Genomic DNA, 9,907 nt, shown 5'->3' with positions numbered 1-9,907 from the left:
TCGGTCGGCGTGGGCTATGCCACGCGAAACCCGATCTGGGGCATCCTCGCGGGCTTCGTCACCTTCGTGGGCGTCGGCGCGCTGACCTAGACCGGAAAGGCCGTCGTGCGGAACACGGTCTTGAGCGCGAAGCTCGACTGCATCTGCGCCACATGCGGCAGGCGGGCGAGGTGGCGGCGGTGGATCTGCGCGAAATCCTCCGAGTCGCGGGCGACGACCTTGAGGAGGTAGTCGGCGCTTCCGGCCATCAGGTGGCATTCCAGCACGTCGGGCACGCGCGCCACCGCCTTCTCGAAGGCGTCGAGGATCTCGTCGGACTGCCCGGTCAGGCGGATCTCCACGAAGACCGTCGCGATCCGCCCCACCGACCGGGGATCGAGCAGCGCCACGTAATCCCGGATCACGCCCGCCGCCTCCATCCGCTGCACCCGCCGGTGACACGCCGACGGCGAGAGATGGACCTTGTCGCTGAGCTCGGCGTGGGTCATGCGCCCGTGCCGCTGGAGGCAGCGCAGGATGGCGCGGTCCATGTCGTCGAGGCCGGTTTGGTCGGGAGAATCTCTCACGCAGCGCCCCTGTAGCGGGAAAATCTCCCGCCAGACTACATGAAGTCGCCCGGAAGATCAAAGCAATCAACGCGGAAAACGGGCAGACTCCGCGCCGGAGAGAGGCAAGGGAGAGCCCCATGAAGATCGGATGCCCGAAGGAGATCAAGCCGCAGGAGTTCCGCGTCGGCCTGACGCCCGCCGCCGCGCGCGAGGCCGTCGCCCACGGCCACGAGGTGCTGGTCGAGACGGGCGCGGGCCTCGGCGCGGGATTCGAGGACGCGGACTACACCCGCGCGGGTGCGACCATCGCCGCGACCGCCGCGCAGGTCTTCGCCGAAGCCGAGATGATCGTGAAGGTGAAGGAGCCGCAGGCCGCCGAGCGCAGGATGCTCCGCCGTGGCCAGGTGCTGTTCACCTATCTCCATCTCGCGCCCGACCCCGAGCAGACGCGCGACCTCCTGGAGAGCGGCGTCACCGCCATCGCCTATGAGACGGTGACGGACGCCATGGGCGGCCTGCCGCTTCTCGCGCCGATGTCGGAGGTCGCGGGGCGCCTCGCGCCGCAGGTGGGGGCCTGGGCGCTCCAGAAGGCCAATGGCGGACGCGGCGTCCTTCTGGGCGGCGTCCCCGGCGTGGGTCCGGCCGAAGTGGTGGTGATCGGCGGCGGCGTCGTCGGCACGCAGGCCGCGCGCGTGGCCGCCGGGATGGGAGCGGACGTGACCGTGCTCGACCGCTCGCTGCCGCGCCTGCGCTATCTCGACGACGTCTATCGCGGCGCCTTCAAGACCCGCTATGCCAGCGCCGAGGCGACCGCCGGGCTCATCACCGCCGCCGATCTCGTCATCGGCGCCGTGCTGATCCCGGGCGCGGCCGCGCCCAAGCTGGTGACGAAGGCGCAGCTCTCCACCATGAAGCGCGGCGCGGTCATCGTCGACGTGGCCATCGACCAGGGCGGCTGTTTCGAGACCTCGCGCGCCACGACCCACGAGGACCCGATTTACGAGGTGGACGGCGTGGTGCACTACTGCGTCGCGAACATGCCGGGCGCCGTGGCCCGCTCGTCCACCATCGCGCTCGGCAATGCGACGATGCCGTTCATGATCGCGCTCGCCGACAGGGGCTGGCGCGAGGCGTGCCGCGCCGATCCGCACCTCCTCGCGGGGCTGAACACGCATGAGGGGCGGCTGACGAACTACGCCGTGGGCCGCGCGCTCGGCATAGACGTGACCTCCCCCTCCGTCGTGGTGAAGGGCTAGGCCGCCTTCCACTTGATGGAACAGCCCATGGAGGGGATCTGCTCGGCCGGTCCCCTCCCCGTCTGCGCCACCTGCACCATCGCCTCGTAGAGGTCGCGGCGCACGTCGTCCCGCCCCACGTCCTTGCGCGACGCGTCGAGGCGGCCGCGATACTGGAGCGCGCCCTCCGCGTTCAGGCCGAAGAAATCGGGCGTGCAGGCCGCGCCCCAGGCCCGCGCGACGGACTGGTCCTCGTCGTGGAGATAGGGAAAGGGAAAGTTCTTCTCCCGCGCCATGTCCGCCATCTTGCCGAAGCTGTCGGCGGGATAGGCGGCGGCGTCGTTCGAGCAGATCGCGGCGAAGCCGATCCCGTGGCCCCCGAGGTCGTTCGCGTCCCGCACGATCCGGTCGATGACGGCCAGGACATAGGGGCAGTGGTTGCAGATGAAGGCGATGACGACGCCGTTCGGTCCCATGACGTCGTCGAGCCCGTAGCGCCGCCCGTCCGTCGCGGGGAGCCGGAAGGCGGGCGCCTTCCAGCCGAACTCGCAGACGGGCGGGCTTGCGGCCATGTCGTCTCCTCTCAGGACTTCTTCAGCGCGTCCCGGATCTCGATCAGGATATCAAGCTCCGAGGGGCCGGCCGGTTCCTCGGCGGCGGGCTTCGGGGGCTCGGCATACATCGTCTTGATGCGGTTGACGGTGCGCACCAGCATGAAGACCACGAAGGCGATGATGAGGAAGTTGATCAGCGCCATGACGAAGTTGCCGATGGCGAAGACCGGCGCGCCCGCGGTCGTCGCTGCGGCCAGCGACGGATAGCTTTCCCCGTCGAGCGAATAGAACCAGCCGGAGAAATCGATCCCGCCCGTGAAGATCGCGATGATCGGGTTTATGAGGTCGCCCACGAGCGACGTGACGATCGCCGTGAAGGCCGCGCCCACGATGATGCCCACGGCCATGTCCATGACATTGCCGCGCGCGATGAAGTCCCTGAATTCTTTCAGCATCGACTGGTCCACCCCCTAAGTCGGCGCCTCGACACGAGGCTACATGCGCGCGCATGAGAAGCCGAGAGCGGCGGGGCGATCAAGGACTTATGCGCCTGCCGCCGTCCTTCGGCGGGCGGTGTCGCGCCGCCGCCCGGATCGCATGCGCCGCCTTCTCCGCGATCATCATCGTCGGCGCATTGGTGTTCCCGCCGACGATGCGCGGCATGATCGAGGCATCCACGACGCGAAGCCCCTCGACGCCCCGCACCCGCAGCTCGGGGTCGACCACCGCCATCTCGTCCCGCCCCATCCGGCAGGTGCCGACGGGGTGATAGATCGTGTCGGCCCGTGCGCGGATGTCGGCCTCGAGGGCCGCGTCGCTCCCGTCATGGGGATAGAGCCTGCGCGCCCGCCAGGGTGCGAGAGGCGGCGCCTCCATGATCGCCTCGAGCCTGCGGGCGCCCGCCATCAGGACGCGCAGATCCTCCGGGTCCGAGAGGAAGGCCGGATCGATGCGCGGCGCGGCACGCGGGTCGGCCGAGGCGAGGCCCACCGACCCGCGCGAGGCCGGGTAGAGCGCGCAGACATGGGCCGAGAACCCGTCGGCGAGGCGCAGCTTGCGCAGGTGATCGTCGACGATCCCGATGACGAAATGCACCTGGAGGTCCGGCACCGCCACTTCCGGGGCCGAGCGCAGGAAGGCCCCGCCTTCGGCCAGCGGCGAGGCGAAGAGGCCCGCGCCCGTCCGCCGCCACTCGAGCCCCGCCCGCGCCAGCCGCAGGAGGCCCGCCGGGTTCAGCCCCACCACGTCCGTCCGGTCCGACCTGTAGGAGATGATGTAGTCGAGGTGGTCCTGGAGGTTCCGCCCCACCCCCTCCAGCACCTGCACTGGCGCGATGCCGTGGGCGCGCAACTCCGCCTCCGGCCCGATGCCCGAGAGGAGGAGGAGCTTGGGCGACCCGAAGGCGCCGGCCGACAGGATCACCTCCCGCCGCGCGGCGATGCGCAGGCGGCGGCCGCGCTGTCGCAGGTGGACGGCGACGGCGCGGCCATCCCGGATCTCGATCCGCTCGGCCTCGGCGCGGGTCAGGACCGTCAGGTTCGGGCGGCCCATGACCGGATGGAGGAAGGCCGCGGCGGCGGAACAGCGCTCGCCCGCGCGTGGCCCCGAATGGAACTGCGTGACGTGGTAGAGACCGGCGCCCTCCGGTCCGCCCGCGTTGAAGTCGGGGCAGCGCGGGATCTGGAGCGTATCGCAGGCCTCGAGGAAGGCGTGCGCGATCGCCGAGGGCCGCGATTGCGCACGCACCTGCAGCGGCCCGCCCGCCCCGTGATGCTCGCCCGCGCCGCCATCGAAATCCTCGGCACCAAGGAAATGCGGCCGGACGCTCTCCCAGTTCCAGCCGTCGCAGCCCATGTCCGCCCAGGCGTCGTAGTCGGCGGGCTGGCCGCGCACGTAGAGCATCGCGTTGATCGCCGAACAGCCGCCGAGCGCCTTTCCCCGCGGCTGGAACCCGCGCCGCCCGCCGAGGCCCGGCTGCGGCACCGTGCGGAACGCCCAGTTGTTGATCCTCGGCCGCCCCGAGACCATCGCGGCCACCAGCGCCGGCGCCCGGATTAGGAGGCCGCGGCCCTCGCCGCCCGCCTCGATCAGGCAGACGGTCGTGCCGGGATCCTCCGAGAGGCGCGCGGCCAGCACGCTGCCCGCGCTGCCGCCGCCGACGATGACGTAATCCGCTTCCATGAGGGCAGCATGGCGTGCCGGCGGCCCCCCCGCCAGCGCGAACGCCACGTCAGCCGGGCAGGCGCCCCGTCAGCGTGTAGCGCAGGATGTCCACCACCTGCGACGGCTCCTCCGCCACGGCGAGGGCGGCGGCGTGAACCTCCTTCAGGGCATGGCTGTGCTCGGGCATCGACAGCACGATCAGCGGCTTGCCCAGCGCGGCCGCATAGCCCGCGTCGAAGGCCGCGTTCCACTGCCTGTACTTCTCGCCGAAGCGGACGACGACGATGTCCGCCGTCTCGATCCCGTGGCGCGTGCGGATCGCGTTCAGCTTCGCGCCCTTGTGGTCGTGCCAGAACTTGTCGTCCTCGGCGCCGAGGATCGCCACGCCGCAATCGTCGCTCGCCTCGTGGTCGGTCACGGGGCCGGAGAAGGCCACGTCGAGCCCCTGCGCCCCTTGCGTGATCCGCTCGCGCCAGTCGGTGTGGATCTCGCCCGAGAGATAGACCTTCAGCGTCATGTCATGCGTCCCTTCCCGTTTCGTCAGGGGGTGAAGCGTAACGCCCGGGACGCCGGGGGCAACCCGCGCCTACGAAGACAGGAGGCGCACCACGTCGTCGTCCGTGACCTCGCCGAAGTCGAGGTAATGGACGCCGACGGCGTGGAAGGGCCTCGGTGTCTCGAGGCAGATCACGCGGTCGGCCTCCCTGCGGAGGAGCGGGATCATTTCCGACGGCCCGACGGGAACGGCGATCCAGACGGCGCGCGCACCCGCCTTGCGCATCGCCCGGACGGCGACGCGGATCGTGGCGCCGGTGGCGATGCCGTCGTCGACGAGGATCGCCGTCCGTCCCGCGACCGGCACCGGCTCCCGCCCCGCCATGTAGCGGTCGCGCCGCCCGGCGATCTCGGCCAGAAGGCGGTCGATCTCCTCGGCGAAGTCCGCCTCGGTCAGGCCCGCGCCCTGCAGCACCTCGGGGTTCCAGACGATCTGCGGCGCCGCGCCGTCCACCAGCGCGCCCGCGGCCAGCTCCCGGTGGCGGGGCAGCCCGATCTTGCGCACGAAGACGAGGTCGAGCGGCGCGCCGAGCCGGTCGGCGACGATCCTGCCGAGCGGAACGCCGCCCCGCGGCAGGGCGAGGATCACCGGATCCTCCGGCGCGGCCTCGGTCACGGCGTCGGCAAGGGCCCGGCCAGCGGTCTCTCGCGTCTCGAACATGCCGCCATCATGCCCGACCGAATCGGATTTTCGTACGAAAATCCACACCTGCGATTGTTCGTACGAACAATCGGCTCAGCCGCGAAGCGTGCCGCCCGTGGCCTTGGAGACCTTCTCGACGATCTTCGCCGCGACGGCGTCGATCTCCTCCTCGGTCAGGGTCCGGTCGGTGGGCTGGAGCCGCACGGTCAGCGCGATGGACTTGCGCCCCTTGCCGAGCGACCCGCCCACGAACTCGTCGAAGACGGCGACCGAGGCGATCAGCGCCTTGTCCGCGCCCTGCGCCGCATTCACCAGCGCGCCGGCCTCGACGCCCGCATCCACCACGAAGGCGAAGTCGCGGTCGACCGCCTGGAACTCGGGCAGCGTCACCGCCCCGCGGCTGGCGCCCGTGTCCTTGGGCATCGGGATCTCGGCGGGGAAGAGCGTGAAGGCCATGGCCGGCCCCTTCACGTCCATCGCCTTCAGGATGCGCGGATGCAGCTCGCCGAAGACGCCGAGCACCTTCTTGGGCCCTAGGCAGATCATCCCGTGCCGGCCGGGGTGCCACCAGTCTGGCCCGCCGCGCAGGATCTGCGCCTTGCCAGGTGCGCCCATGGCCGCAAGCACCGCCTCGGCATCCGCCTTCACGTCGAAGACGTCGACCGGGCGGCGCGCCCCGTGCGGATCGCGCGGGCCCGACTGGCCGATGAGGACGCCCACGGCCTGGAGATGCTGCTCCGTCGGCTCGCCGCCGTGGAAGGCGTGACCCACCTCGAAGAGCGCGAGGTCCGACATGCCGCGCGCCTGGTTCCGCGCCGCCGCCTGCAGCAGCCCGGGCAGCAGATGCGGCCGCATGTGGCTCATCTCCGACGAGATCGGATTCTCGAGGCGCGTGCCGTCGCCGCCACCGCCGAAGAGCGCGGCGGCCACCTGGTCGATGAAGCTGTAGGTCACGCACTCGTTGTAGCCGAGCGCGGCCAGCGTCCGGCGCCCCGCGCGCTCGCGCATCTGCATGGGCGTCAGGACCGGCGCGGGCACGCCCGCGCGCGGCCGGCGCATCGGCTTCGGCTCGAGCCTCGTAAGCGACGCGATCCGCGCCACTTCTTCTACAAGATCGGGCTCGCCCTGCACGTCCCGCCGCCAGGACGGCACCCAGACCTCGAGCACGTCGCCCGTCCCCGTGGCCGAGAAGCCGAGCGCGGTCAGGATGCGCACCTGCTCCGCCTTGGGGATCTCCATGCCGACGAGGCTGACGACCCGCCTGGTGTCGAGCGGATAGCTCCGAGCCGTCTTCACCGGCGCGCCGGCCTCCACGACCTCGGAGGCCTCGCCGCCGCAGATCTCCAGCACCATGCGCGTGGCTTCCTCCAGCCCCGGCAGCGTGTAGTCGGGGTCGACGCCCCGTTCGAAGCGGTAGCGCGCGTCGGAATTGATCTTCAGGTCGCGGCCCGTGTAGGCGGTGTGGACCGGGTCCCACCACGCGCTCTCGAGAAAGACGTTCACCGTCTCTTCCGTCACGCCGGAGGCCTCGCCCCCCATGATGCCCGCGATGCTCTCGACGCCCCTGTCGTCGGAGATCAGCGTCTGGCCGGGCGCGAAGGTGTAGGTCCGCTCGTCGAGCGCCAGAAGGGTCTCGCCGCCCTTGGCGCGATGCACCCGCACCGTCCCGTGCACCTTGTCCGCGTCGAAGACGTGGAGAGGGCGGTTCATGTCGTAGGTGAAGAAGTTGGTGATGTCGACGAGCGCCGAGATGGGCCGCAGCCCGATGGCGCGAAGCCGGTCCTGGAGCCATGCGGGGCTCGGCCCGTTCCGCACGCCGCGGATCAGCCGCCCCGCGAAATGCGGCGCGACGTCCAGCGCGTCGGCGTCGATGGTCACGGCGACGGGGCAGGGGAAGGCGCCCGGCACCGGCTCGACGGCCCGCGTCCGGAGCTTGCCGAGCCCCCGCGCCGCCAGGTCGCGCGCGATGCCGTGAACGCCGAGCGCGTCCTGCCGGTTCGGCGTGATCGCGATCTCGATGACCGGGTCCACCTTCGACGGCTCGTGCTGCGCCAGCCAGTCGGTGAAGCGCTGCCCGACCTCGCCCGAGGGCAGCTCGATGATGCCGGTATGCTCGTCGCTGAGCTCCAGCTCCCGCTCGGAGGCCATCATGCCGTAGCTCTCGATGCCCCGGATCTTGCCCACGCCGATGGTCGTGTCGATTCCGGGCACGTAGACGCCGGGCTTGGCCACGACGACCGTTATCCCCTCGCGCGCGTTCGGGGCGCCGCAGATGATCTGCTTCACGCCCTCGTCCGTCACGACCTGGCAGACCCGCAGGCGGTCGGCGTCGGGATGCTGCTCGGCCTTCACGACGCGTCCGATCACGAAGTCCCTCAGCCGCGCGCCGCGGTCCTCCACCTCCTCGACCTCGAGGCCGAGGTCGGTCAGCGTCTCCACGATCTCCTCGACCGACGCCTCCGTCTCGAGGTGATCCTTCAGCCAGGACAGGGTGAACTTCATCGCGCGGGGCTCCTTCGTGACCGTGAGGCGATTAGCGCAAGGTCCCCGGGAAGGGAAGCCCGCCGGCTCGTCTCAGGTGTCGGGTGCGGTCATCGCGGCGACACCCACGATCACCGACATGGCGAAGAAGAGCGCGCAGGTCAGGATGGTGAGCAGGATGACCCGGTTGAAGTAGAGCACCTGCTTGATCGCCTCGACCTGGAGGTGATGCGCCCCCGGCGCCTCGTCCAGCAGGAACGCCCGCCGGAGGCGCGGCACCGGCTCGTAGATCAGGCAACGCAGGAGGAACAGGATCGAGACCGAGATCGTGACGATCTGCCCGAACATGAGGCCGAGCGTCGCCCAGGTCCGATCGAGCGCGAAGATGAAGGCCGAGGTGGCGAGGATGATGGCGAGGACGGCCAGCAGCGCCGAGGACTTCGCGTCGATCTCGGCCATGATCGCCCGCGCCTCCTCCTCCGTCATGCCGGCGCTGCCGACCTCCCCCTCGATCCGGAGGCAGACGGGCGACAGCGTGAGATCCCGCGTCTCCGGCATGGCGAGGCGGTCCATGAGGCGGACCAGGCGGTCGAGCGAGAGCGGGTGGGACATGGGCGGGGCCTCGGGGTTCGTCCCGCAAGGGTGGGCGTCCGGGGGTCGCGGTCAAGTGCCCGCAGGGCGGGAGCCAGTGCGGCGCCGTAGGGCGGGACTTGTCCCGCCATGACGGTGCGGGGGCCGGTGCGGCGCCGTAGGGCGGGACGTGTCCCGCCATTGCGGAGGACGGTGCGGCGCCGTAGGGCGGGGCTTGTCCCGCCATGACGGTGCGGGGGCCGGTGCGGCGGTGCGAGGCCCCGCGCGGCGGGACAAGTCCCGCCCTACTCTTCGCTTTGAGATTATCCCCTCACATCCCCGCGTGAACCGTCGGCACCTCCAGCGCGCTGAAGCCGTAGTGGCGCAGCCACCGCAAATCTGAATCGAAGAACGCGCGCAGGTCGGGGATGCCGTATTTCAGCATGGCGATCCGGTCGATGCCCATGCCGAAGGCGAAGCCCTGCCACTCGGCGGGGTCGATCCTGCCCGCTTCCAGCACCTTGGGGTGCACCATGCCGGAGCCCAGCACCTCGAGCCAGTCGTTCCCCTCGCCCACCTTCACGGTGCCGCCCTCCCAAGAGCACTGGATGTCGACCTCGGCCGAGGGCTCGGTGAAGGGGAAGTGCGAGGCGCGGAAGCGGGTGCGGACCTTCGTGCCGAAATAGGCCGAGAAGAACTCCTCCAGCGTCCACTTGAGGTTCGCCATGGAGATGTCGCGGTCGATGGCCAGCCCCTCGACCTGGTGGAACATCGGCGTGTGCGTCTGGTCGTAGTCGGCGCGGTAGACGCGGCCGGGCGCGATCACGCGGCACGGCGCCCCGTAGGCCTCCATGTGGCGGATCTGCACGGGGCTGGTGTGCGTGCGCAACACGTGCGGCGGGCGGTTATCCCCCGGCGCGCGGTGCATGTAGAACGTGTCCATCTCCGCCCGCGCCGGGTGGTCGGCCGGGATGTTGAGCGCGGTGAAGTTGTGGAAGTCGTCCTCGATGTGAGGACCTTCGGCGACCGCGAAGCCCATGTCGGCGAAGATCGCCGTCAGCTCGTCCATCACCTGGCTCACGGGATGAATCCGCCCAAGGGCGAGCGCGCTCTCCTGCACCGGCAGGGTCACGTCGACCGTCTCGGTGGCGAGCCGGC

At 70.7% G+C, this 9,907-nt stretch carries 10 protein-coding genes; 1 reads left to right on the top strand and 9 read right to left on the bottom strand.

Features of this window, described 5'->3' with window-relative positions; all coding sequences use genetic code 11:
- Nucleotides 1-86 precede the first annotated feature (86 nt).
- Nucleotides 87-530 (bottom strand): Lrp/AsnC family transcriptional regulator, encoded by a 444-nt coding sequence (locus ACTS11_RS08070; protein WP_442639812.1) that lies wholly within the window; start codon nt 528-530, stop codon nt 87-89.
- A gap of 155 nt (nt 531-685) precedes the next feature.
- Between ACTS11_RS08070 and ald the strand changes: the two genes are divergently transcribed.
- Nucleotides 686-1,804, top strand: coding sequence for an alanine dehydrogenase (gene ald, locus ACTS11_RS08065; RefSeq protein WP_442639811.1), 1,119 nt, complete (start codon nt 686-688; stop codon nt 1,802-1,804).
- On the opposite strand, the gene ACTS11_RS08060 is transcribed toward ald, so the two are convergent.
- From ACTS11_RS08060 to pheS, 8 genes are all read right to left on the bottom strand, one after another.
- The gene (locus tag ACTS11_RS08060) at nt 1,801-2,355 is read right to left on the bottom strand and encodes a thioredoxin family protein (protein ID WP_442639810.1); all 555 of its coding nucleotides are present in this window, start codon (nt 2,353-2,355) and stop codon (nt 1,801-1,803) included. The two genes, ald and ACTS11_RS08060, sit on opposite strands and share 4 nt — an antisense overlap.
- A gap of 11 nt (nt 2,356-2,366) precedes the next feature.
- The gene (gene mscL / locus ACTS11_RS08055; protein ID WP_442639809.1) at nt 2,367-2,792 is read right to left on the bottom strand and encodes a large conductance mechanosensitive channel protein MscL; all 426 of its coding nucleotides are present in this window, start codon (nt 2,790-2,792) and stop codon (nt 2,367-2,369) included.
- 79 nt (nt 2,793-2,871) lie between these two features.
- On the bottom strand, nt 2,872-4,518 hold the full coding sequence (locus tag ACTS11_RS08050) for a GMC family oxidoreductase (protein WP_442639808.1): 1,647 nt from the start codon (nt 4,516-4,518) through the stop codon (nt 2,872-2,874).
- Between the two features lie 49 nt (nt 4,519-4,567).
- Nucleotides 4,568-5,017, bottom strand: coding sequence for a YtoQ family protein (locus ACTS11_RS08045; protein ID WP_442639807.1), 450 nt, complete (start codon nt 5,015-5,017; stop codon nt 4,568-4,570).
- Between the two features lie 69 nt (nt 5,018-5,086).
- Nucleotides 5,087-5,716: a phosphoribosyltransferase gene (locus tag ACTS11_RS08040; RefSeq protein WP_442639806.1), complete on the bottom strand. Its 630-nt coding sequence runs from the start codon at nt 5,714-5,716 to the stop codon at nt 5,087-5,089.
- A 75-nt stretch (nt 5,717-5,791) separates the two neighbouring features.
- Nucleotides 5,792-8,200 carry a phenylalanine--tRNA ligase subunit beta gene (gene pheT, locus ACTS11_RS08035; RefSeq protein ID WP_442639805.1) on the bottom strand — a complete coding sequence of 803 codons (2,409 nt, stop codon included), beginning with the start codon at nt 8,198-8,200 and terminating at the stop codon, nt 5,792-5,794.
- Between the two features lie 72 nt (nt 8,201-8,272).
- Nucleotides 8,273-8,791: a hypothetical protein gene (locus ACTS11_RS08030; protein WP_442639804.1), complete on the bottom strand. Its 519-nt coding sequence runs from the start codon at nt 8,789-8,791 to the stop codon at nt 8,273-8,275.
- A 289-nt stretch (nt 8,792-9,080) separates the two neighbouring features.
- On the bottom strand, nt 9,081-9,907 hold an 827-nt coding region (gene pheS / locus ACTS11_RS08025), incomplete at its 5' end, for a phenylalanine--tRNA ligase subunit alpha (RefSeq protein ID WP_442639803.1).

It is taken from the genome of Roseicyclus sp., from assembly GCF_052168335.1.
Classification (GTDB): domain Bacteria; phylum Pseudomonadota; class Alphaproteobacteria; order Rhodobacterales; family Rhodobacteraceae; genus Roseibacterium.
The sequence above is the reverse complement of the archived record's forward strand: the minus strand, read 5'-3'. Positions and strand labels throughout refer to the sequence as shown.

Excerpts from the sequence above, each read along its gene's own strand:
- ACTS11_RS08070 (WP_442639812.1), bottom strand. The coding sequence starts at position 530 with ATGGACCGCGCCATCCTGCGCTGCCTCCAGCGGCACGGGCGCATGACC.
- ald (WP_442639811.1), top strand. The coding sequence starts at position 686 with ATGAAGATCGGATGCCCGAAGGAGATCAAGCCGCAGGAGTTCCGCGTC.
- ACTS11_RS08060 (WP_442639810.1), bottom strand. The coding sequence starts at position 2,355 with ATGGCCGCAAGCCCGCCCGTCTGCGAGTTCGGCTGGAAGGCGCCCGCC.
- mscL (WP_442639809.1), bottom strand. The coding sequence starts at position 2,792 with ATGCTGAAAGAATTCAGGGACTTCATCGCGCGCGGCAATGTCATGGAC.
- ACTS11_RS08050 (WP_442639808.1), bottom strand. The coding sequence starts at position 4,518 with ATGGAAGCGGATTACGTCATCGTCGGCGGCGGCAGCGCGGGCAGCGTG.
- ACTS11_RS08045 (WP_442639807.1), bottom strand. The coding sequence starts at position 5,017 with ATGACGCTGAAGGTCTATCTCTCGGGCGAGATCCACACCGACTGGCGC.
- ACTS11_RS08040 (WP_442639806.1), bottom strand. The coding sequence starts at position 5,716 with ATGTTCGAGACGCGAGAGACCGCTGGCCGGGCCCTTGCCGACGCCGTG.
- pheT (WP_442639805.1), bottom strand. The coding sequence starts at position 8,200 with ATGAAGTTCACCCTGTCCTGGCTGAAGGATCACCTCGAGACGGAGGCG.
- ACTS11_RS08030 (WP_442639804.1), bottom strand. The coding sequence starts at position 8,791 with ATGTCCCACCCGCTCTCGCTCGACCGCCTGGTCCGCCTCATGGACCGC.